A 20652-nucleotide genomic window follows, 5' to 3' on the forward strand; every position below is an offset into this window, starting at 1 on the left:
GACCGACTCGGTTTCGAGACGGCGCTGGCGCGCCTCCTCAACCCGCAGTTGCTCTTCAGGCATCGCGCCCGCCGATCAACGCCATGATCTCGGCTCTGGCCGCCGGCTCGGCGAGCGCGCCGCGGCTCACGATCGTGACCGACGAGCTGCGCTCCTGGCGCGGGCCGCGGGTCGTCACGCATCGGTGCTGCGCGACGAGGACGACGAGCACGCCCTTGGGGTCGAGGCCCGCGACGAGCGCGTCGGCGATCTCTTCGGCGAGCCGTTCCTGCAGTTGCGGGCGTGCCGCGAGCGTGTCGATCACCGCGGGGATGCGGCCGAATCCGACGACCCGTTCATCGGGCAGGTAGGCGACGTGCGCCGTGCCGACGAACGGCAGCAAGTGGTGCTCGCACACCGACCGGAATGCGAGGTCGCGCAACACCACGGCGTCGGACGTGGTCGGCCCGCCGGCATCGGTCGTGCCGATGGGCACGGTGTCGGCGAGGTGGGTCAGCGGGTCGACGTCGAGCCCGCCGAAGAACTCGGCGTACGCCTCGGCGACGCGCTGCGGCGTGCGCTCGAGGCCGGGCCGCTCGGGGTCTTCACCGATCGCGAGCAGGATCTCGCGCACGGCACGCTCGATGCGCTGCGCATCCACTCCTGCCATGGAACCCCTCTCGGGTCGACGGTTACGCGGTCGCGGGGCGCGGGTTCGAGCGGGGCGAGCGTGCCGCTGCCGGCTCCGACGTGCGGCCGGAGTCGACGCCGCCGTCGACGGCGCCCTGGTCGATCGGCGCCTTCTCGGTCGGGAACTCGATCGGCGGGATGTCGCTGACCGGACGCTTGTCGCTCGAGAGCCACTGCGGGCGCTCGGGGAGCTTCTTCACGTCGGCGAAGATCTCGGCGATCTGCTTGTGGTCGAGCGTCTCGCGCTCGAGCAGCTCGGCCGCGAGCGCGTCGAGGATCTCGCGGTTGTCGTTGAGCACCTGCCACGCCTCGTCGTGCGCCTGCTCGATGAGGGCGCGCACCTCGGCGTCGACCTTCTCGGCGATCCGCTCGGAGTAGTCGCGCTGGTGGCCCATGTCGCGGCCGAGGAAGACCTCGCCCTGCGACTGACCGAGCTTGATCGCGCCGACGTTCGCGCTCATGCCGTACTCGGTCACCATCTTGCGCGCCGTCGACGTGGCCTTCTCGATGTCGTTCGACGCACCCGTCGAGGGGTCGTGGAACACGATCTCTTCGGCGACGCGCCCGCCCATCGCATAGGTGAGCTGGTCGAGCAGCTCGTTGCGGGTGATCGAGTACTTGTCTTCGAGCGGCATGACCATGGTGTAGCCGAGCGCGCGTCCGCGCGGCAGGATCGTGATCTTCGTCACGGGGTCGGTGTAGTTCATCGCCGCGGCCGCGAGGGCGTGCCCGCCCTCGTGGTAGGCCGTGATGAGCTTCTCTTTGTCTTTCATGACGCGCGAGCGACGCTGCGGGCCTGCGATCACGCGGTCGACGGCCTCGTCGAGCGCGCGGTTGTCGATGAGCTGCGCATTCGAGCGGGCCGTGAGCAGCGCGGCCTCGTTGAGCACGTTCGCGAGGTCGGCGCCCGTGAAGCCGGGGGTCTTGCGGGCGAGCACCTCGAGGTCGACGCCCTTGGCGAGCGGCTTGCCCTTCGAGTGCACCTCGAGGATCTTCTGCCGGCCCTTGAGATCGGGCGCGTCGACGCCGATCTGCCGGTCGAAGCGGCCCGGACGCAGCAGCGCGGGGTCGAGGATGTCGGGGCGGTTGGTCGCCGCGATGAGGATGACGTTGGTCTTCGGGTCGAACCCGTCCATCTCGACGAGCAGCTGGTTCAGGGTCTGCTCGCGCTCGTCGTGCCCGCCGCCGAGTCCGGCGCCGCGGTGACGGCCGACGGCGTCGATCTCGTCGACGAAGATGATGGCCGGCGCGTTCTGCTTGGCCTGGTCGAAGAGGTCGCGAACGCGCGATGCACCGACGCCGACGAACATCTCGACGAAGTCCGATCCCGAGATCGAGTAGAACGGCACGCCGGCCTCACCCGCGACCGCGCGGGCGAGCAGGGTCTTGCCGGTTCCGGGAGGGCCGTAGAGCAGCACGCCCTTGGGGATGCGCGCCCCGACCGCCTGGAACTTCGCGGGCTCCTTCAGGAACTCCTTGATCTCGTGCAGCTCTTCGATGGCCTCTTCGGCGCCGGCGACGTCGTCGAACGTGACCTTCGGGCTCTCCTTGGTGACGAGCTTGGCCTTCGACTTGCCGAACTGCATGACGCGGTTGCCGCCGCCCTGCATGCCCGAGAGCATGATCCAGAAGAAGAGGCCGATGAGCACGAGCGGCAGCAGGATGCCGAGCATCGAGAGGAACCAGTTGGGCTGCGGGACTTCGTCGTTGAAGCCGTCGGCCGGGTTGGCCTGGTCGATCGCGTTCACGACGTCGGTGCCGCGCGGCGTGACGTAGTAGAACTGCACCTGCGTGCCGAGGTCGCCCTCGGCCTCGCTCAGCGTGAGGTCGACGCGATTCTCGCCGTCGACGATCTTCGCCGCCGAGACCTTGCCATCGCCGAGGAGTTCGAGGCCCTCCTGCGTGGAGACCTCACGGAATCCCGACGCGGTGATGAGGCTCGAACCGATCCACACGGCGACGATGGCGAGCAGGATGTAGATGATCGGCCCGCGCAGGATCTTCTTCATGTTCATGGTGCTGCAAGGCTACCTCGGCTCAACTGTGCGTCAGCTTCCTGTTCGCTGAGGGCGCGAGTGCCCGCCGGTCGAGGGGGCGCGAAGCGCCGTATCGAGACTTCGCGACGGGTCTCGAGACGCTTCGCTCCCCGACCGACGGGAAGCTCACGAGTAGACGTGCGGCGCCAGGATCGCGATGTCGCGGAGGTTGCGGTAGTGCTCGGCGTAGTCGAGTCCGTAGCCGACGACGAACTGGTTCGGGATGTCGAAGCCGAGGTACTTCACGTCGACCTCGACCTTGGCGGCGTCGGGCTTGCGCAGCAGGGCGCAGATCTCGATCGACGCGGCGCCGCGGGACTCGAGGTTGCCGAGCAGCCAGTGCAGCGTGAGCCCCGAGTCGATGATGTCCTCGACGATGAGCACGTGGCGCCCGGTGAGGTCGGTGTCGAGGTCCTTCACGATGCGCACGACGCCGCTCGACTGCGTGCCGGCGCCGTACGACGAGACCGCCATCCAGTCCATGTTCACGTGCGGGCGCAGCTCGCGGGCGAGGTCGGCCATCACCATGACGGCCCCCTTGAGCACGCCCACGAGCAACAGGTCTTCGCCCTCGTAGTCGGCCTCGATGCGCCGGGCCAGCTCGGCCAGCTTCGCGTGGATCTCGGCTTCGGTGACGAGCACCTCGGTGAGGTCGGCCTCGATCTCGCGCGCATCCATGCCTCGATCCTAGCGATCACCGCTGGTTGAGGAGGGAGCGCAGCGAGCGTCTCGAAACCGGTCGGCGGGGTTTCGAGACGCTCCTCTGTCGCTCCTCAACCCCCGTTTCACAGTCAGTGTTCGTGAGGCAGTACGGCGGTCGATGCGGCGGTCGAGAAGAACACGTGGCGCCCCGAACGCGAGGCGCGCACGCCGTCGGGCAGGTCGATGGGGCCCTGGCCGTGCCAGTCGGTCACGAGCCGGGCGACCTCGAGGGTCTGCGCGCGGGTGAGCGAGACGCCGAACTCGCTCGCCACGACGTGGCGGATGACACGCTGCCGAAGCGCGGCGGGATTCGCGCCGAGCGCCCCGACCGACACCGCGATACCCGCCTCGGCGGGCTCGCAGATCTCCTCGATGAACTCGTCGATCTGCTCGGCGAAGGCCGCGTCGTCTTCGCGCAGCTGGTCGGCCGTGCGCGCGAGCGCCTCGGCGATGCCCGGACCGAGTTCGGCCTCGAGCACCGGCAGTACTCGTTCGCGCACGCGCACGCGCGCGTACGAGGCGTCGGTGTTGTGCGGGTCGTCCCATGGGTCGAGGCCGGCGTCGAGGCAGGCCTGCCGGGTGGAGGCGCGCCGCAGCGCGAGCAGCGGGCGGGCGTAGCGGCCGGAGCGGGCGGGCATGCCGGCGAGGCTGGCCGTGCCGGAACCCCGGGCGAGGCCGAGCAGCACGGTCTCGGCCTGGTCGTCGAGGGTGTGGCCGAGCAGCACGAGCGCGGCGCCCGTCTCGTCGGCGACGGCATCGAGCGCGCCGTAGCGCGCAGCGCGAGCGGATGCCTCGGGCCCGCCCTCGCCCAAGACCTCGACCCGCCGCACCACGACGGGATCGAGCCCGAGCTCGCGACCCTGGCGCGCGGCGTGCGCCGCGACATCCGCCGACCCTGCCTGCAACCCGTGGTCGACGATCACCGCACCCGCACGCCACCCCGCCCGCGGCGCCTCGAAGGCGGTCGCCGCGGCGAGCGCGAGCGAGTCGGCTCCGCCCGACAGCGCGACGAGCACGAGCGGCGCGGTCTGCGGGTCGAGGAGCGCGGAGCGCGTCTCGAGACCGACGGCACCGGGTCTCGAGACAGCTCCTGCGTCGTTTCCTCGACCCTCAGCAGGCAGCACAGTGCGCACCGCGCGACGCACGTCGGCGATCGGCGGCGTCAGGCGCGGCCGTCGGGGGGTGGCGGCATCCGTGGGCTCGTCGGAAGGCATCAAGTAACCTTATTCCGCGCGCCACGGGCGCCGAAGCTTCCAGACCTGAGGAGAACCACATGGGCGAGTACGCCGCCGTCATCGAGATCCCGAAGGGGAGCCGCAACAAGTACGAGGTCGACCACGAGACCGGTCGCGTCTTCCTCGACCGCGTGCTCTACACGTCGTTCTCCTACCCGACCGATTACGGGTTCTTCGAGAACACGCTCGGCGACGACGGCGACCCGCTCGACGTGCTCGTGCTGCTCGACTACCCGCTGTTCCCCGGCGTCGGCGTGAAGGTGCGCCCGGTCGGCGTCTTCCACATGACCGACGACGGCGGCGGCGACGCCAAGGTCATCGGCGTGCCCGCGGGCGACCCGCGCTGGAACCACATCCAGGACGTGAACGACATCCCCGAGTTCACGCGCAAAGAGATCGAGCACTTCTTCGAGCACTACAAGGACCTCGAGCCCGGCAAGTGGGTCAAGACCGAGGGCTGGGCGAACGCTGCCGAGGCCGAGGGCCTCATCGCCAAGGCGATCGAGGCGTACCCCGGTCACTGAGCCGGTCGCGGTTCACAGGACGAAGGCCCATTCGCAGGACACTCGGGAGACGAGCTCGTCCTGTAGTTGGGCCTTTGTCCTGTAGACACCGCGCGAGGACGGGGACGGGGTCGGGGTCGGGGTCGGCGGGAGTGCGGGCTGGTCTCAGGGGCGCTCAGCCGGCGGGGCGGGCTGCAGCCGAGGGCGATCCCCAGATGAAGTACTCGCGCACGGGAACCCCCTCACGCGGGGCCTCGAGGATGCGCCCGCCGCCGAGGTAGATCGCCACGTGGTAGTAGTCGCCGCCCGATCCCCAGAAGAGCAGGTCGCCTCGCTGGATGCTGCCGAGCGACACGGCGTTTCCGCGGCCGGCGAGCGTGAAGTACTGGTTCGTCGCCGAGTGGGTGCCGATGCCGATACCCGCCGAGGCATATGCCGCCTTGGTCAGGCCCGAGCAGTCCCACACGTTCGGGCCCGCACCGCCCAGGCGATAGCGTTCGCCGAGCTGCTGCCGCGCGAACCAGATGGCCGTCTCGACGGCGCTCGAGTTCGGTGGACCAGGGCCGGCCCGCGGCGGGGGTGCCGGTGCGGGCGCCGGTGCCGCCACCGGCGCACCGCCACCCGAGCTCGGCGGCCCGGCTGCTTCAGCGGCGCGGGCCTCGGCGTCGGCACGAGCCCGCTCGTCGGCGAGCTCCTGCTCCTGCGCGCGACGCAGCGCCTCCTCGGCCGCGTCGCGGGCGAGGCCTTCGGCGCGAGCGCGCTCGAGGTCGGCGGTCGTGTCCTTGAGCGCCGCGAGCTGCGCGTAGAGCTCGGTCGAGCGCACCTCGGCGTCGGCGACCGCCGAGAGCGCGGCATCCGCTGCCGATCGGGCCTCGTCGGCCCGTTGCTCGGCGACGCCCGCAAGCCGCTCGCGCTGCGCGGCGGCCTCGGCCGCCTGCTCGCGCAGCGCGTCGGCCGCGTTCCGGTCGGCGAGCGCCTGCTCGTAGACGCCCTGCGACTGCTCGCCGAGCTTCGTCGCCATGCCGAGCTGGCGGAGCAGCCCGTCGGCCGCCGCGGCGTCGCCGCCGCCGCCGAACAGGAGCTCGGAGCTCAGATCCTGTCCGGCGGTTCGCGCGAGGTGCGCCGCCAGCAGGCCTGCCCGCATCTTCGAGATCTCGGCGACGGCGTCGGCCTCGTCGGCCTGCGCGCCGAGCGTTCGCTCGCGCTCGGCCGCGCGATCTCGGGCATCGATCGCCTGCCGCCACGCCTCGTCGGCCATCTGCGAGGTCTGCACCGCGGCATCGGCCGCGCGCTGCAGGCCGGCGAGCAACTCACCGAGACGGCCGATCTCGGCCTGCTTCGTCGATTCGTTGTGCTTGGCCTGCTCGATGTCGCTCCACGACGGGTAGTCGGGCTCGGCCGCGGCAGGCGCGCCGACGAGACCGACCGACGCGGTGACCGCGCCGACCGCCACCGTGGAGAACACCGTGACGGGCTTCACCCGCGAGATCGGCCGGGTGCGGTGCTCAGCCAAGGTAGACCCCGCGGGCGGACATGAACGGAACCGGGTTGATGCGGCTCCACCCGTCGTACACCTCGAAGTGCAGGTGGCAGCCGGTCGACGCTCCGGTCGTGCCGCTCGCGGCGATCTGCTGGCCGGCGTTCACCCACTGCCCGTAGCCGACGAACAGCCCGCCGGGGCGGATGTGCGCGTACCCGGTCGAGACGCCGCCGCCGTGGTCGATCTTGATGAAGTTGCCGTAGCTGCCCGACCATCCCGCGTAGGTCACGGTGCCGCTGTTGGCGGCGTAGATCGGGGCGTCGCACCCGGTGGCGAGGTCGGTGGCGTAGTGAAAGCTGTTCGAGCAGTACCCGCCACCGCAGATCACCTGTCGAGGTCCGTAGGAGCCTGAGATCCACCCATACGCCGGCTTCGACCAGCCCGAGCCCGCCACCACACCGGGCGACCCGTTCTTGATCGCCTCCTGACGGCGCCGCTCCTCCTCTTTGCGGCGGCGCTCCTCCTCTGCCTTGCGGATGCGCTCGCCCTCCTGATAGGCCGCGGCGGTCTTCGCCTCGGCATCCTTCAGGAACTTCAGCTGCTCGTCGAGTTCGATCTTCTTCGCCTCGGACTCGGCGAGCGCCGCCTCGGCCGCGGCCTGCGCCGCCTGCGCCACGGCGAGTGCCTCTTCGGCGGCCACGCGCAGCTTCTCTCGCTCGCCGCGAGCCACCTCGGCCTGGTCGCTGAGCGCCTGCGCCGAGTTGCCCTTCTCCTGCGCGGCCTCGTAGATGGCGCTCGTGCGCTCGACCATCTTGCTCATGTTGCCGAGCTTCGAGAGCAGCACGTCGGTGCCGGTCGAATCGCCCGCATCGAGGAACAGGTTGACGCCGAGATCGCTGCCGCCGGATCGGTAGAGCTGGGCGGCGACCTGACCGGCGTTGCGTTCGGCCTCGGCGGCCTCGGCGGCGGATGCATCGGCCTCGGCCTGGATCGTCGCCGCCCGCTGCACCGCGTCGTCGTACTTCTGCTGCGCGACGAAGAGCTCTTCGGTGCGCCGCTGGGCCTCTGCCCGGGTCGCTTCGACGTTGGCCGCGAGTTCGGCGATGAGGGCCGTGATCTGCTTCACCGCTGCCGCCCCCGCGGCGGTGTCGCGCTTGGCCGCCTGCACCTCGTCCCATGTGGGGTAGTCGGCTGCGAACGCGGGTTGCGGGGTGACGACGATCTGCCCCGTCAGGGCGATGGCCAGTACCGCGAACCCGGCGATCAATCGACGCACGAACCGTCCACGTCGAACCGGCAGCCGAGGGCTCGTTCGGGTGCGGATGGTCGGCGTGCTGACTGCGGTGCGGTCCATGGTTCCCCGTCCACGCGGGCGGCTCGACCCCCCGCTCCTCACTCTCGCTCGGGCATTCGCAGCCTTCACGATAGGTGCGCCGCGCATGGATTCCGGGCATTGTCGAGGGCGTGTGGCGGATGCCCCGTGGTCGGTGCCGGGGCATCCGCTGCGCTCGTTTTGCCAACTCGGAAAATGTTCCGTATGCTTGGCTGTCGGCGGTCCTGCCCCGGCAAGACCTCCGGCCCCATCGTTTAGTGGCCTAGGACACCGCCCTTTCACGGCGGCAGCACGGGTTCGAATCCCGTTGGGGTCACTGCACGACATACAATTGAACAGCCCGGTGTTGCGAAACACCACGAGGCCCTGTAGCGCAGTTGGTTAGCGTGCCGCCCTGTCACGGCGGAGGTCGCGGGTTCAAGTCCCGTCAGGGTCGCTCAGGCGACAAGCCCTTTCCCTTACGAGAGAAGGGGCTTTTCTCCTTATTCGAGGCGATTTCGTCTCGAGGCTCTGTAGCTCAGTTGGTAGAGCGTTCGACTGAAAATCGAAAGGTCACCGGATCGATGCCGGTCGGAGCCACAGTCAAAACCCCCGGGTAACCGGGGGTTTTCTCGTGTCAGCGGGAGATTCCGCCGGGTCGCCGCTGCGGCTGTGCCATTAATGTGCCATTAAGGTCGGCGGGGCTCCGCTCTTTGGTTCGCTGGGCTGGTTCGCGGCCGCCGCTCTTGAGCGCGTCGTTGAGGGCCGCGCCGGTACGGAGCGCGACGCCCTCGCGGGCGCGTGAGTAGCGCTCGGTGACCTGCAGGCTCGAGTGGCCCAGGGTCGCCTGCACGTCGGGCGCGCTGGCGCCGGCGTCGAACAGGATGGTCGCGAACGTGTGCCGCAGGTCGTGGATGCGCAGGTCGGGCCGGCCGATCGCTTCGCGAAGCGTCTCCCAGTCGGCTCCTCGTCGCGCGTTGTGGTTGGTGAGCCGTCCTCCGTCGGGTCCGGCGAACAGCAGGTCGCTCGACTGCTTGCCCCTCGCGGCGGCCTCAGCGTATGGACGCAGCGCGTCGATCAGTGGCACGTCGCGGGACTTGTGGCTCTTGGGCGACTGCTCGATCAGCTCGCCGCGCTGGCCGGGACTCAGCGACCGGCTGACGCGGATGATGCCGCGCTCGAAGTCGACGTCGCCGACGCGCAGCGCGGTCGCCTCCCCCGCCCGCATGCCGGTGTAGACGAGGGCCGCGAGGTAGCCGCGGTAGGCGCCTTCGGGAACGAGCTCGAGCAGGGCACGAATCTGGTCGAGGGTGAGCGCACGCGAGACTGGCGAGATGGACTCGCGCATGCTCGGCCGCTTGACCTCGCGGGCCGGGTTGTAGTCGATGAACCGGGAACGGCGTGCGCCGTCGAGCAGGCGTGAGAGCACCGCGAGCGCGTCGTTCTTGGCGGATGGCCCGCCCGACCACGCGACCATCGCCGACTCGATCATCGGCGAGGTGATGTCTTCGAGCCGGTGTCGGCCGAGGCTCGGCTTGACGCGGAGCCGCCAGGCCACGCCGTAGCTGCGCGCGGTTGCCGGGCGGATGGATGATGCGATCGCCGGCCAGTACTTCTCGTGCCACTGCTCGAGGGTCATCGAGCCGTTCGGGTTGCGGCCGGCGACCAGTTTCGCGAGTTCGCGCTTGGCTTCGGCGAGCGTCAGGAACGTGCGGGACCGCTCGGCCGCGCCACCCTCGACGCTCGGGCCGACGACGCGGATCTGGTACCGCTGCCGGTCGGCGCGCCAGCGGATGCCCTCCGGGAGCGGGCGGCCCGTTCTCGGATCGACCCTCGTCGGGGTATCCCGGTTCGGCCGACCTGCCATCAGTGTTCCGTTCCACCCCGCGCGAGCAGGTCGTCGATCGTGTCGGCACTCCAGAGCAGGTGCTTGCCCATGTGCGCGTCGGGCTCGGGGATCAGCCCGTCGTGACGAAGCTTGTCGAACGTCGAGACCGGAACGCGGCACCGCGCGGCCGCCTCGACGCGACTCAGGTACTCGACCCTCAGCGCGGCGTCGACCATGATGCACCCCTTCGGCTATTTCGCCGCTGTGCTGGCATCTGGTGCACGCCGGCACAAGCACGGCTATTTGCAAGTACCTGAGATTACCACGGCTTCACGTATTTCGGCAAGTATCTGAGTTGAGTGGCTAGACTCGTCGCATGCGACCACCCGATGCTCCCCCTTGGGCGAACCAGTCGCAGGACGGCCTGCTCGTCCAGGCCGACCTGCCCGAAGGCTGGTACTTGCCGAACCGTTTCCCCGGCGAGCGGAGCGATGACCCGAGCGCAGAGATCGACGGGCTGCTCGGCTACAACGACTGGGTCAACACCGAGGAGCAAGCACAGTGGCAGCAGGCGTCTGAAGAGAACGAGACGATCGACGGCCGCTGGCGATATATCGAGCACACCGCGACGCACACGCGAGTGATGATCCGGCTGCAGCGTCAGGCGTTCGCTGTGCCCGAAGAAGTTCGGATCACTGGCGTGATCTACCTCCCGTGGCGCCCAGGCGACCCGATCACGAGCCAGCTTCTGCGCGAGCTGCCGACCGCTCGCATGGAGGCGGCGATCAACAAGCGGTTGTTCGCGATGAAGCGGACCGAGACGATCACGGGCGGCAAGATCGTGCTGCCGTCGGGGCGGACGGTCAGCGAGCGAGAGCTGCTCAAGCCGCTGGGCGATCCGAAGAAGGTGCCGGACTTCTACGAGATGGTCGCGCTGCAGCACGGCCGGCTCACGCAGCAGGGTAACGCGAATCCGAGCGCGACGATGGCGGAGCTCAACGGAGTCGCGCTGTCCACTGCGCAGGGGTGGGTCACGAAGGCTCGGGATCGCGGGTTGCTGCCGCCTGGACGGCGGGGACGGGCGGGGTAGAAGCCTATGCGTCCGAGCGAGTCACTACATTGGCGTCGCGACCGCGGGGGACCGTATCTAACGCAATCCGGAAGCCGTAGCAGCTCTGGGTTGGCGGTGAGGGAACCGCCGACAAGCTTCGAGCAAGGATGCCGACGCCAGCCACCGCTGCTGAGACTTCCGCCCCGGGCTGGCAGGCAGCGCATGCGGGGCAGGCCAGCGCGCCGCGCGATGCCTGAGCCCCACGCCATCGCGGGCCGCGCGAGCGTGGCCTGGCAAGGCTGATAGTTTCATCCTTGGACGGGCCTTTGGCGTGTGGACGCCACTGTCGTAGCGGAATCGATGGCCTCATAGCCAAGGAGCTCGGGATGAGTGGAGAACAGCCTGTACCGCTCACGGTCGACCGTTTACAACGCGGACCGCGAATGCGGCCCAATGCCATTCTGGCTTCGTATCACGACAAGGAATGGGAGACATTCATCGAAGAGTGGGCAGCGGCCCGCGACTCGGACTACGTCTCTGTTCGTCGATTCGGTGGAAGCGGAGACCGTGGAGTCGACATCGCTGGCTTCAACAGCGACAGGGGTTTCGAGGGCGAGTGGGATGGCTTTCAGGCCAAGCACTATGCGACGAGCCTTGGGCCGTCCTCGGCGTGGCCAGAGATCCTCAAGGTGCTACTCCTAACTATTGACACACCTTCGTACACGCTCCCGCGGAAGTACTACTTCTTGGCGCCGAAGGGCGTCACGACGAAGTTGGCGCACCTCCTAGAGTCCCCGACCGAACTACGTGCGGGCTTCTTGCTGCAGCTGGACGAACCGTCGTCGGAGCCGTTCCGCAAACTCAACGCCGAAAGGCGAGCAGCGGTGCGAGAACTCGCCGCTGACACCGACTTCTCACTCTTTAGCTCCTACGAAGCGGCGAGATTGGTTGATGATGTGCGGGGCACGCCGACCTTTGCTGAGAGATTCGGCGGCCCTCTTCCCGACAGGAGTCGCGGTTGGCACGTGCCGCCGATCGTCCAGATACGAGAAGCGGTGTACGTGGAGGCGCTGCTCGAGGCCTATCGCGAGAAGTATCCGGAGGAAATCTCCGACATTGCGAGCGTCTCCGATCACGAAGCATCCCGACCTCATTTCAATCGGCAGAGGGAGGCCTTCTTCCGAGCGGAGTCCTTGCGTGAGTTTGCTCGCGATTCTGTTCCTGCTGGGACATATGAGGGGCTACAGGAAGAGATCTTTGAAGCGGTCATCGAGACGGTCGAATCTGATCACACAGACGGGCTAAGTCGACTGCGGAGCGTCCTAGACGCCGCGATCCAGGCGCAACTCACTTCGAACGCTCTCATCACTGTGCTCGAGCCGGGTGATCGGAAGGGCGTTTGTCACCAATTGGCGAATGGAAGCCGAGTGAAATGGGTCAGATGAGTGCTCGCTCGCTTCTGAATTCCCCCATAGAGGTTGGTATCCGATCAGTGGCACTGCTGGCTGCGCTCTACCCACGATCGGCCGACATCTCGACGCTCGTCCTCCTGGACCATGTGCTTCTTCACACCTCAGACTTCGGCGGCGCCGAGAGTATTCACCCGCCCGTGCCAGGACGTGGGAGTCAGATCGGCCTCAAGCGAGGCCTCATCCAGGATGGCTTGTATCTCGCGGGTGCACGCGGACTGGTCGAACAAGTTGTCGGAACGTCGGGTATTTCCTATGTAGCAGGCGACGATGCTCATCCGTTTCTCCAGTCCTTTGACTCGGAGTACCTCAACGACCTTCAGGAGCGGTGCAAGTGGGTCGCTCGGGTCTTCGGCGACGTTTCCGAGGAGCAACTGAGGGGCGTGCTGCTCGAGGTCGTGGGCCAGTGGCGAGAGGAGTTCGGGGATGAAGCTTGAGAGCAACGATCGCCGCGTAAGGCTGTCCTTCATTGTCGTTGATGGGCAAGGAGTTCCCGCGGCATCTATCGACTTCGGGCCGAAGCTAACCGTGATTCACGGAGCGTCGGACACGGGGAAGTCTCACATCTTCGAGCTCTTGGAGTACGCGCTCGGCCTTCGGCAGAAAATTGAGGTGCCGCCCGAGGGTGATCGGTACCAGTACGTCTTGCTCGGACTAGAGACGGCGGTCGAGGGTCAGATCACACTGGTTCGCGATCTGAGCGGCGGAAAGATTGGGCTCTTTCCCGGCCATGTGCGGCAACTGCCCACGGAACCGGCTCCTGAGTACCTGAAGCCAAACCACACGTCGAATGATCCTCGCTCGGTGTCTCGACTCTTACTCAGCGAACTCGGCCTCGACGAGCAGTACGTGCGAAGAAATCAGAACAACGTGCTGCGCATGCTCGAGTTCCGAGATGTGTTCCGGCTCGCTGCGGTCGATGAGCAAAAGATCATAGCGAAGCGCTCTCCGATCGAGTTTGGTCAGCACCAGGATCGTCCAGTTGAATCCGCGATCTTCCGTCTGCTTATTCAGGCCGAAGACGATTCGGGCCTCGTCGAGATCCCGAAAGTGGCGGCGCTCAAAGAGGCCGCACAAAACAAGGTCGCGGTACTCGATCAACTAATTTCGCGCCTCGAAGTCCAGCTTGAGGGTGTGCCGAATCGTGAGGAGCTGCTTGATCAAGAAGCTCGACTGAACGAGACGATTAGCGGCGCAACTCAGTCTCTCGAGCAAGTGTCCGCGCGCAGGGATCAGGTCGTGGCTGAACGATCCGCGATCCGTCGGCGGGAACATGAGGCGACTGGCCGGCTCGGGGAGATATCGACCCTTCACGCGCGATTCAGCCTTCTGCTGGCACAGTACGAATCCGATCTGAGCCGACTAGATCTTCTCCGTCAGGCGGGTGGGGTCTTTCAACCGCGAGATGGGTCGCGTTGCCCGTTCTGCGGGGCTGACTCACACCACCAAAGCTGGAACCACGGCGAGAATAGCGATACCAGGAACATGCAGTCGGCGGCGGATGCAGAGGCGACGAAGATCGAAATCTTGCGGGCGGACTTGCTCGGTGCTCTTTCCGAGATGATCGAGGAGCGCGGCGTGCTCGCGGATGCTGCAAGCGATCTCGACAGACGTGCCGATGGGCTTTCTGAAGCGATCGCGGTGCTCGATCGTCGGATCTCGGCACCTGCGAAAGATCTTCATGCTGCGATAGGGGTACAGTCGGACGTTCGCAAGAAGCTCGACCTCATGGATCAGCTCGAGCAGCTTCTCGCGCTCCGCGAGCAGGTCGCGAATATCGAACGGCCCAAGACAGACTCGAAAGTGCCTATCCGCGCAAGCGACCTTCTCGAATTCGATTCTGTGGCAGCCGATGTCCTTCGCTCTTGGAGATTCTCTGAGAGCGACGTAGAGGTCAGGTACTCCACGGAAGACCGCGACATCGAGGTCGGACGCCGTTCCCGCACGGGTCGGGGCAAGGGCGTTCGCTCCATCCTCCATGCTCTGTTCAATGTCGCACTGGCTGAGTACTGCGCGATACGGAACGTGCCTCACCCCGGATTTGTGATCCTCGACTCCCCCGTCGTGTCATACCGTCATCCCGGGGAGGCTGCGCCTACGGGTGAGGACGAGACCGTCCTCCTGAGCGTTGTTGATGCGTTCTACGCGTACCTGCAGGGGAACTTCGCCGGGCAGGCCATCGTCTTCGAGAACAAGTCACCGGTGTCCCCCCTCCCGCCCGGCGCAGTGGAGTATTTCTTCCGCGGGAAGGGGCAGGCAGGAGGGCGAGAGGGCTTCTATCCCGAGCGGCCTAGGGCGGACTGAGTAGCGAGGACCGCTCGGAGCGACCGAGTCCCCGTCCTGTAGTACCTCTGGCAGTCCTTGTAATCGGGCAAGGCAGCCGAAACCCCGGGCTCTCGGGAATCGGTCGGTCGCAGACCGAGGCTGACTCAAGCCCGACCTTCTTCGTCGACGTATCCCTCATCACACCCGGGCAAGACCACCACTTGACGCGACCCGTAGCGACCCCTCCCGTCGGACCTGCCCAGAGTCGGCGCACACGAATCTGCATCCTGAAAGGCCGAACCTGAAAGGCCGAACCTGAAAGTCCTGAATGCACGTATGCTACCGTAGGTAGTTGCAAGAACCTGAGCTAGCTCGGAGGGCGGCGATGAAGGGCGGCGTGATCCTGTTCCGTGGTTCCGGAGCAGACGCGCGCCGATACCTGGAGTCGGATCGGTCGCGGGCCGACGACTACTACCTCGAGGGCGGGACGTCGTTGGCCGAGTTCTCCGTCGTCCATGGCAATGGCGACGTGATCGGCGCGGGCGCACTAACCCCGGACGAGTACGCGCAGTGGGTCGACTGGATCAACCCGCTCACAGGCGAATCGATGGGCAAGCCCCGCCAGCCCGGCGACGGCCGGCAAGGGTCGCCGCGGTTCGCCGAGATGGTCGTGAACGCCCCGAAGTCCCTGTCTATCGCCGCAGCGCTCCACCCCGAGGTATCCGATGCGCTCGACGCCGCCCAACGCGACGCCGTCGCCGAGATCCGCTCATGGCTCGGCCAGCACACCGTCACCCGCGTCGGCCCGCGCGGACAGCAGCGGGTCGTGCCCGTCGAGCAATTGGAGACGGTCGCCGTCTCGCACAAGACCTCGCGGGCCGGCGACCCCCACCGGCACATCCACTTCCAGATCGGAACGCGCGTGTGGGCGGCCGATGCTTGGCGCGGGCTGGACACGGCGGCGCTCTTCCGGCAGCAGGCTGCGATCCGTTCGCTGGGCACCGCCGTCATCACCGCGCACCCACAACTCGCCGCAGTCCTCGACGCCCACGGCCTCACCCTCGACCCCGTGACCGGAGAAGTCGCCGAGTTGCAGCCCTTCAACGCCGCAATGAGCAAGCGAGCCGATCAGGTCGCGCGCAACCTGGCGCAGTTCGAGAAGCAGTGGCGCACCGCGCATCCCGACCAGGAGCCCGGCCCGGCCGCAATGTCGCGGCTGACGGCGATGGCGTGGGACCACGAGCGGCCCCACAAGAAGCCGACCCAGCTCGGCAACGAGACGGCCTGGCGAGCGGAACTCGAGGACGCCGGCTACCGGCCCGACCTCGAGCGCGCGCCGGCGCACGCATCCGTGTCGCTGGACGACGTAAGCCTGCAGGATGTCGCATCGCGTGCACTCGACCGTTGCGGGGCCGCGGCGTCGACATGGACGGTGCACGACATCCAGGAGCACGTCACGCGCATCATCACGGAGGTCGGCGTGCGCTCCAACCCCGCACCGCTGCACGAACTGATCATGCTCGCGACTCGCCTGGCCGCCGAGGATTGCCTATCGGTCCTGCCGCCCGACAGCCCGCATCCCGAGCACGTCGCGCACCTCACGAGCATGCACGTCATCGCCACCGAGACCCACCTGCGCGACCTGCTCACCGCACGCGCCGCGCAATCACGGCACCGTGCACCAGTCCTGACGCACTTCGCTCGCAGGCACCGGCTCGATCCGGCGCAGGCGCGTGCGGCCGCGGCCGTGGCATCCGTCGATCCGCTCGTCATCGTCGAGGGCGCCGCCGGCGCAGGCAAGACCACGATGCTCGCCGCCGCAATCGAGGCCGCTGCCGCGCACAGCCGCGCAACCCGGGTGGTCACGCCCACCAAGAAGGCCGCCGACGTCGCGCATCAGGAACTCGGGGTTGCAACCGACAGCGTCGCGAAGCTCGTCCACGAGCACGGCTGGCGATGGAATCGCGACGGCGTCTGGACCCGGCTCGCCGTCGGCGACACCGATCCGCAAACGGATGCCCCACACACCGGCCCCGCGGCATCCGCTCGGCTTGCCCGTGGTGAGCGGATCGTCGTCGATGAAGCGGGCATGCTCGACCAGGAGACGGCGCTCGCGCTGCTGACCGTCGCCGACGAGAACGGCGCAACCCTCGCCCTGGTCGGCGACCGCGCGCAACTCGCCGCGATCGGCCGCGGCGGCGTGCTCGACATGGCCGTGCAACTGCTCCCCCGCGTGCACGCAATGACGACCGTGCACCGTTTCACCGACCCCGCGTATGCCGCACTCACCGTGCAGATGCGACGCGGGGAGCATCCGGAATCGCTGTTCGACCGCCTGCATGCGCTCGGCCTCGTCGTGATGCACGAAAGCCCCGATGCCCTCCATGATGCGCTCGCACGTGAGTGGCGTGACGGAGATGCGGTCACCGTCGCGACGAACGACAACGCGTGCGAACTGAACGCGCGCATCCGCGACGAACGGGTGCGCGCCGGCCACGTCGACGACCACCACACCGCGACCGGCAGCGACGGCCTGAGCATCGGACGCGGCGACGTGATCCAGACCCGGCAGAACGACTCGGCGGTGCACGTGGCGAACCGGCAGACCTGGATCGTCCAGAGCGTGGGCGACGATAGCGCGGTGTGGGCGAGGGAACACACCGCGAGTCGGAGGCAACGCACTGTGCGACTGCCGGCGGAGTACGTCGCCGAGCACACCCATCTGGCGTACGCGTCGACCGCCTACGGGATGCAGGGCGCCACCGTGCGCGAGTCCCACACGATCCTCGGCGACGCTATGGATGCCGCGGGCTTCTATGTGGGCATGACCCGCGGACGAAACTCCAACCGGCTGCACCTCGTCGCAGCTGACCTGGTTGACGCGCGGGAGCAGTTCGTACTCGCGACGGAACGCGACCGCGCCGATCGCGGGCTCGACCGGGCGACGGCCGCAGCGCGGGAGTCCGTTCGCGGACTCGCGATCGGCGGGGACAAGCGGCGGCGCGAAGCTCGTCTGCCGGACGGGGCCAGCTTCAGTCAGGTCGCCACAACGCGGAGCGCGCCGGAAGTCGGCCTGAGCCGATGAGGTGAAGGTTCCGTGCTGACGTGGCACCTGCGGCGGCGAATCCACGGAAAGTGTCATCGACTCAGAGCGTCGGATTCCGCGGTAGATGGCATATTCCTACGCGGCTTGACACTTGACGCTCATTGTCGCTCGCGCGCGGCATATACGCGGCCGTGCCCGGGAAGCGGATCCCTCAACGGATGGCGGTGGCGCGCTTCGCGAGTAGTCCCAGAACGAGAATGACGCATCGCACTCGGCACGCCTGAACTGGACCCTCTGGAAGCTGCACGGTTGCGCTTTCGACGGTTGCAGCGGGTGTGGTCAGCTCGGTTAGAAGCTGACTGATTGCTCGCTTGGCGAGCTTCATGCCGAGGTTCATACAGATCGTTCCGTTGAGTGCCGCTGCCGAAGAGCCTAGTTAGCCCGGGGCCGGCGTGCCATGGTTACCGTCGCTGCACGCCGAGGCGGGCGAATCTCGCCTTCCCCTAACATGCTGCGGCCGCCCCGATAGCCGGTCCGTGAGCGGCGGCGGCGGCCGTCCGCTCGCGGATCCCCGAGCGGGTAGGCGCTCCCTCAGGGTATTTCGTTTGCTTCCGCCGGTCGCGACCAAACAACGACGCGCTGAGAGCGTGACCCCGTGCTTGTGGCCACCTCCTCGACGATCACCCAGGATGGCTCCTGCCAGACAACCCACTCGTTCGGGATCACCGCATTGATCCTCTTGATCTCCCGAGCCGCGAACTTCGACAGGCGTGCCCTCTTGAGCGTCGGGATCGCCAGGAGGTCATCGACGTCGTTGGATGCGGGTCGGACACCGAACATGTTGATCTCCTCAAGCGCAAGGGTGCGCAGTGGCTCGAGGGAATCGACCTGGGTGACCTTGCTGCCATCCCAGCCCGGGAGAGTTTCAAGGATCAGCCGCCGCAGCGACCGCAAGCTGGTCAATGCGTTGAGGCTCGTCACGTGCGGCATGTGATGAATGCGAAGCTGTTCAAGCTCCCCAAGTGGGCGAAGAGCATCGAACGAGGAGGCCAGCCAGTCGTATACCTCGAGGGAGGTGAGGTGCTCCAGCTGGCTGATTGCATCCCAGCGCGCGAATCGGCAACCGACGATGCGGGCGTGCGTGATCTCGTCTGAGTGGTCGAGTGCTGGGAAATCGAGCGAACGATCACCGCGGATCTCGACTTTCATTGGCACCCGCTGAGCGTATCCGGGTGACGCTCATCCCGGTCTCCCATCCGGAGGAAGGCGTCGTAGGCGCCTCGCAGCAAGAGCGCGTACTCGAGATAGCGGCCCGATTGTTGCCGATCCTCGGGCCCGAGCTCCAATTGACCCAACGATCTCTCGAGTTGGTCGAGCGCGCCGAAGACGTCGGGTACGGCTGGCTCCCAGGTCCGGGAGTGCAGGTAAGGCAGAAGCGACTCCGCGACCCATGTGTCAATAAGTGCGAGGTCAGCATGGAGCTCGTCGAGTTGATCGTTGTTGCTCCCAGGCGGGAACGGCGCATCTCGCCAAACTGCGACTAGCTGGGCATCAAGGGCTTCCGTGGTCATCGGTATCAGTATGTGATGTTGCTGCCGTCGGCGTCCCAAGATTCGCAACAGACAGCGGACGTCCGCGAGCGGATCCGCCAGCGGAGTGCGGGTCGCCTGCCATGAACTCGAGGACACCAAACCCGTCGAACCCTGCACCGCATCCGAGATCGGCATGACGGCCTGTTTGCGCAAGTAGCCACGATCATGAGGTTCGATCGGAAAGGGAGGGGGGCGCTTCAGCGGGCGTGCGGGCCAGCGACGCCTGCCCGGCGCCCAGCGTCCTGCGGGCTCGATCCATTCTCGTGGTAGTCATTGAACACCATCGCGCTTATGGACTGCTGCTCGACCGCATCCAGCATGTCGAGGTCGTCGCGAGCGGCCACCACGAGTTCGCCTATCAGTCGTTGCACGTTCCGCTTCTGCGAATCGTCGAGAATCGCAGTGCCGGTGCTGCCAGAGACCGATGAAACGAAGCGAACCCACTCGCCGTACTTTCCTATGAAAGCAGAGGATCCCCAGAGCGCGATTGTCGCCCGCTCTGTGATCAATTTTGCCTGGCGTTCTTCACGCGTCCGCGCAATCTCCGAAGAGGTAGAAGCAGCAGAATCGTCACGGAAGACAGAAATCACTCCAGCGATCACATCGATGTACTGATCGGAACGCTTCCGACGGAGGTCGGTCTCGCGCTCGGCTTTCCGTTGCCGGCTCCAAGCCTGCTCAGCCGCCAGCGCGGCGAGACCAGCGAGTGAAGCCACCAAGAGCGTCAGCCCCGCGCCACCAGGCGAGGGAGACACTTGCGCCCACGCGAAGCCAGGGAGCGACAGCATGCTGACCAGGGCACCGGCAGCGAGTGCAGCGAACAGGACGACGAGCACGACCGTGCGGAGCATGTTCGCATGGTATCGCCCCGCGGCCACTCACGCTCGGCCGGACTCGACCCATTCCCTGCTCACTCCGCAGACCTGAGCCCATGCTCTAACCGTCGATCGATGCGGGACGCTGCGGCCGCATTCGGCAGTGCTGATAGTCGCGCGTGAGATTCCCGCTGCGGCCGCAAGTTCCGTCTGCTCGAGTCCGGCGGACTCCCTGGCCTTCCTCAACCTGTCCGCTATCGTCCACTGAGGAATATCTAGTTGGCGTGGCACTCGGCTGGCGACCTGCACCGCGCGCGGACGTTCAGCGGTCGCGCCGACGCGCTGAGCGGCACGAGGTGCGACCCGCTTTGGGTTGTTCTCCAGATCTGAGGTGGTGACCCTCGGCGTCCGGACAGCCCGGCTGGGAATCAACCAGAGACCGTCGAACTTGACTGCGCCAGGCAGCTCATCGCGTGCCAACCACCGGCGTAGCGTCCGCTCTGAGATGTCGGCATGAACCCTGTACTCCTCGAACGAGATCAGTCGTGAAGGTGACGTCCCCTGGGGTGGTGGGGTTTCCGGCAGGGTCGCCTTCGTCGTAGACGTTGGTGAGCCATCGTGCGATGGTCAGTGAGAACTGTCTAGGAAT

General features: G+C 67.1%; 18 protein-coding genes and 3 tRNA genes. 9 read left to right on the forward strand and 12 right to left on the reverse strand.

What is annotated here, in order from left to right:
* Nucleotides 1–55: 55 nt before the first annotated feature.
* From folE to tilS, 4 genes are all read right to left on the reverse strand, one after another.
* Nucleotides 56–649, reverse strand: coding sequence for a GTP cyclohydrolase I (gene folE / locus LSF15_RS11060; RefSeq protein ID WP_232498590.1), 594 nt, complete (start codon nucleotides 647–649; stop codon nucleotides 56–58).
* Between the two features lie 22 nt (nucleotides 650–671).
* Nucleotides 672–2684, reverse strand: coding sequence for an ATP-dependent zinc metalloprotease FtsH (gene ftsH / locus LSF15_RS11065; protein ID WP_232498591.1), 2013 nt, complete (start codon nucleotides 2682–2684; stop codon nucleotides 672–674).
* A gap of 147 nt (nucleotides 2685–2831) precedes the next feature.
* Nucleotides 2832–3383: a hypoxanthine phosphoribosyltransferase gene (hpt, locus tag LSF15_RS11070; protein WP_232498592.1), complete on the reverse strand. Its 552-nt coding sequence runs from the start codon at nucleotides 3381–3383 to the stop codon at nucleotides 2832–2834.
* 113 nt (nucleotides 3384–3496) lie between these two features.
* On the reverse strand, nucleotides 3497–4621 hold the full coding sequence (gene tilS, locus LSF15_RS11075; protein WP_232498593.1) for a tRNA lysidine(34) synthetase TilS: 1125 nt from the start codon (nucleotides 4619–4621) through the stop codon (nucleotides 3497–3499).
* A gap of 59 nt (nucleotides 4622–4680) precedes the next feature.
* Between tilS and ppa the strand changes: the two genes are divergently transcribed.
* A complete protein-coding gene (gene ppa / locus LSF15_RS11080; RefSeq protein ID WP_232498594.1) occupies nucleotides 4681–5166 on the forward strand; it encodes an inorganic diphosphatase in 486 nt (161 codons plus the stop codon).
* Between the two features lie 154 nt (nucleotides 5167–5320).
* On the opposite strand, the gene LSF15_RS11085 is transcribed toward ppa, so the two are convergent.
* Nucleotides 5321–6658 carry a C40 family peptidase gene (locus LSF15_RS11085; RefSeq protein WP_232498595.1) on the reverse strand — a complete coding sequence of 446 codons (1338 nt, stop codon included), beginning with the start codon at nucleotides 6656–6658 and terminating at the stop codon, nucleotides 5321–5323.
* Complete coding sequence (locus tag LSF15_RS11090) at nucleotides 6651–7979, reverse strand: M23 family metallopeptidase (RefSeq protein ID WP_232498596.1); 1329 nt, start codon at nucleotides 7977–7979, stop codon at nucleotides 6651–6653. Before LSF15_RS11090 ends, LSF15_RS11085 begins: the two co-directional genes overlap by 8 nt.
* 222 nt (nucleotides 7980–8201) lie before the next feature.
* Between LSF15_RS11090 and LSF15_RS11095 the strand changes: the two genes are divergently transcribed.
* From LSF15_RS11095 to LSF15_RS11105, 3 genes are all read left to right on the forward strand, one after another.
* A tRNA-Glu gene (locus LSF15_RS11095) sits at nucleotides 8202–8274 on the forward strand.
* A 46-nt stretch (nucleotides 8275–8320) separates the two neighbouring features.
* Nucleotides 8321–8394, forward strand: a tRNA-Asp gene (locus LSF15_RS11100).
* A gap of 70 nt (nucleotides 8395–8464) precedes the next feature.
* A tRNA-Phe gene (locus tag LSF15_RS11105) sits at nucleotides 8465–8537 on the forward strand.
* A 37-nt stretch (nucleotides 8538–8574) separates the two neighbouring features.
* Here the strand turns inward: LSF15_RS11105 and LSF15_RS11110 are convergent.
* Nucleotides 8575–9804, reverse strand: coding sequence for a tyrosine-type recombinase/integrase (locus LSF15_RS11110; protein WP_232498597.1), 1230 nt, complete (start codon nucleotides 9802–9804; stop codon nucleotides 8575–8577).
* A complete protein-coding gene (locus tag LSF15_RS11115; protein WP_232498598.1) occupies nucleotides 9804–10001 on the reverse strand; it encodes a helix-turn-helix transcriptional regulator in 198 nt (65 codons plus the stop codon). The genes LSF15_RS11110 and LSF15_RS11115 overlap by 1 nt, the downstream gene beginning before the upstream one ends.
* A 140-nt stretch (nucleotides 10002–10141) precedes the next feature.
* On the opposite strand from LSF15_RS11115, the gene LSF15_RS11120 reads away from it, so the two are divergent.
* The 5 genes from LSF15_RS11120 (at nucleotide 10142) to mobF (ending at nucleotide 17635) form a co-directional block, all read left to right on the forward strand.
* Complete coding sequence (locus tag LSF15_RS11120) at nucleotides 10142–10855, forward strand: hypothetical protein (protein WP_232498599.1); 714 nt, start codon at nucleotides 10142–10144, stop codon at nucleotides 10853–10855.
* A gap of 347 nt (nucleotides 10856–11202) precedes the next feature.
* Nucleotides 11203–12261, forward strand: coding sequence for an ABC-three component system protein (locus LSF15_RS11125; protein WP_232498600.1), 1059 nt, complete (start codon nucleotides 11203–11205; stop codon nucleotides 12259–12261).
* Nucleotides 12258–12722, forward strand: coding sequence for an ABC-three component system middle component 2 (locus LSF15_RS11130; RefSeq protein ID WP_308188460.1), 465 nt, complete (start codon nucleotides 12258–12260; stop codon nucleotides 12720–12722). Before LSF15_RS11125 ends, LSF15_RS11130 begins: the two co-directional genes overlap by 4 nt.
* Nucleotides 12712–14589 carry an ATP-binding protein gene (locus tag LSF15_RS11135; protein WP_232498602.1) on the forward strand — a complete coding sequence of 626 codons (1878 nt, stop codon included), beginning with the start codon at nucleotides 12712–12714 and terminating at the stop codon, nucleotides 14587–14589. Before LSF15_RS11130 ends, LSF15_RS11135 begins: the two co-directional genes overlap by 11 nt.
* Before the next feature lie 346 nt (nucleotides 14590–14935).
* Entirely contained in the window at nucleotides 14936–17635 is a 2700-nt protein-coding gene (gene mobF, locus LSF15_RS11140) for a MobF family relaxase (protein WP_232498603.1), read from the forward strand.
* A gap of 552 nt (nucleotides 17636–18187) precedes the next feature.
* Here the strand turns inward: mobF and LSF15_RS11145 are convergent.
* From LSF15_RS11145 to LSF15_RS11160, 4 genes are all read right to left on the reverse strand, one after another.
* Nucleotides 18188–18811 carry a hypothetical protein gene (locus LSF15_RS11145; protein WP_232498604.1) on the reverse strand — a complete coding sequence of 208 codons (624 nt, stop codon included), beginning with the start codon at nucleotides 18809–18811 and terminating at the stop codon, nucleotides 18188–18190.
* The gene (locus tag LSF15_RS11150; RefSeq protein ID WP_232498605.1) at nucleotides 18802–19167 is read right to left on the reverse strand and encodes a hypothetical protein; all 366 of its coding nucleotides are present in this window, start codon (nucleotides 19165–19167) and stop codon (nucleotides 18802–18804) included. Before LSF15_RS11150 ends, LSF15_RS11145 begins: the two co-directional genes overlap by 10 nt.
* A gap of 218 nt (nucleotides 19168–19385) precedes the next feature.
* A complete protein-coding gene (locus LSF15_RS11155) occupies nucleotides 19386–20039 on the reverse strand; it encodes a hypothetical protein (protein ID WP_232498606.1) in 654 nt (217 codons plus the stop codon).
* 27 nt (nucleotides 20040–20066) lie between these two features.
* The gene (locus LSF15_RS11160) at nucleotides 20067–20312 is read right to left on the reverse strand and encodes a helix-turn-helix domain-containing protein (RefSeq protein WP_308188462.1); all 246 of its coding nucleotides are present in this window, start codon (nucleotides 20310–20312) and stop codon (nucleotides 20067–20069) included.
* Nucleotides 20313–20652: the final 340 nt, after the last annotated feature.

Source organism: Agromyces humatus (genome assembly GCF_021228295.1).
Taxonomy (GTDB): domain Bacteria; phylum Actinomycetota; class Actinomycetes; order Actinomycetales; family Microbacteriaceae; genus Agromyces; species Agromyces humatus.

Excerpts from the sequence above, each read along its gene's own strand:
- folE (WP_232498590.1), bottom strand. The coding sequence starts at position 649 with ATGGCAGGAGTGGATGCGCAGCGCATCGAGCGTGCCGTGCGCGAGATC.
- ftsH (WP_232498591.1), bottom strand. The coding sequence starts at position 2,684 with ATGAACATGAAGAAGATCCTGCGCGGGCCGATCATCTACATCCTGCTC.
- hpt (WP_232498592.1), bottom strand. The coding sequence starts at position 3,383 with ATGGATGCGCGCGAGATCGAGGCCGACCTCACCGAGGTGCTCGTCACC.
- tilS (WP_232498593.1), bottom strand. The coding sequence starts at position 4,621 with ATGCCTTCCGACGAGCCCACGGATGCCGCCACCCCCCGACGGCCGCGC.
- ppa (WP_232498594.1), top strand. The coding sequence starts at position 4,681 with ATGGGCGAGTACGCCGCCGTCATCGAGATCCCGAAGGGGAGCCGCAAC.
- LSF15_RS11090 (WP_232498596.1), bottom strand. The coding sequence starts at position 7,979 with ATGGACCGCACCGCAGTCAGCACGCCGACCATCCGCACCCGAACGAGC.
- LSF15_RS11110 (WP_232498597.1), bottom strand. The coding sequence starts at position 9,804 with ATGGCAGGTCGGCCGAACCGGGATACCCCGACGAGGGTCGATCCGAGA.
- LSF15_RS11115 (WP_232498598.1), bottom strand. The coding sequence starts at position 10,001 with ATGGTCGACGCCGCGCTGAGGGTCGAGTACCTGAGTCGCGTCGAGGCG.
- LSF15_RS11120 (WP_232498599.1), top strand. The coding sequence starts at position 10,142 with ATGCGACCACCCGATGCTCCCCCTTGGGCGAACCAGTCGCAGGACGGC.
- LSF15_RS11125 (WP_232498600.1), top strand. The coding sequence starts at position 11,203 with ATGAGTGGAGAACAGCCTGTACCGCTCACGGTCGACCGTTTACAACGC.
- LSF15_RS11130 (WP_308188460.1), top strand. The coding sequence starts at position 12,258 with ATGAGTGCTCGCTCGCTTCTGAATTCCCCCATAGAGGTTGGTATCCGA.
- LSF15_RS11135 (WP_232498602.1), top strand. The coding sequence starts at position 12,712 with ATGAAGCTTGAGAGCAACGATCGCCGCGTAAGGCTGTCCTTCATTGTC.
- mobF (WP_232498603.1), top strand. The coding sequence starts at position 14,936 with ATGAAGGGCGGCGTGATCCTGTTCCGTGGTTCCGGAGCAGACGCGCGC.
- LSF15_RS11150 (WP_232498605.1), bottom strand. The coding sequence starts at position 19,167 with ATGACCACGGAAGCCCTTGATGCCCAGCTAGTCGCAGTTTGGCGAGAT.
- LSF15_RS11155 (WP_232498606.1), bottom strand. The coding sequence starts at position 20,039 with ATGCTCCGCACGGTCGTGCTCGTCGTCCTGTTCGCTGCACTCGCTGCC.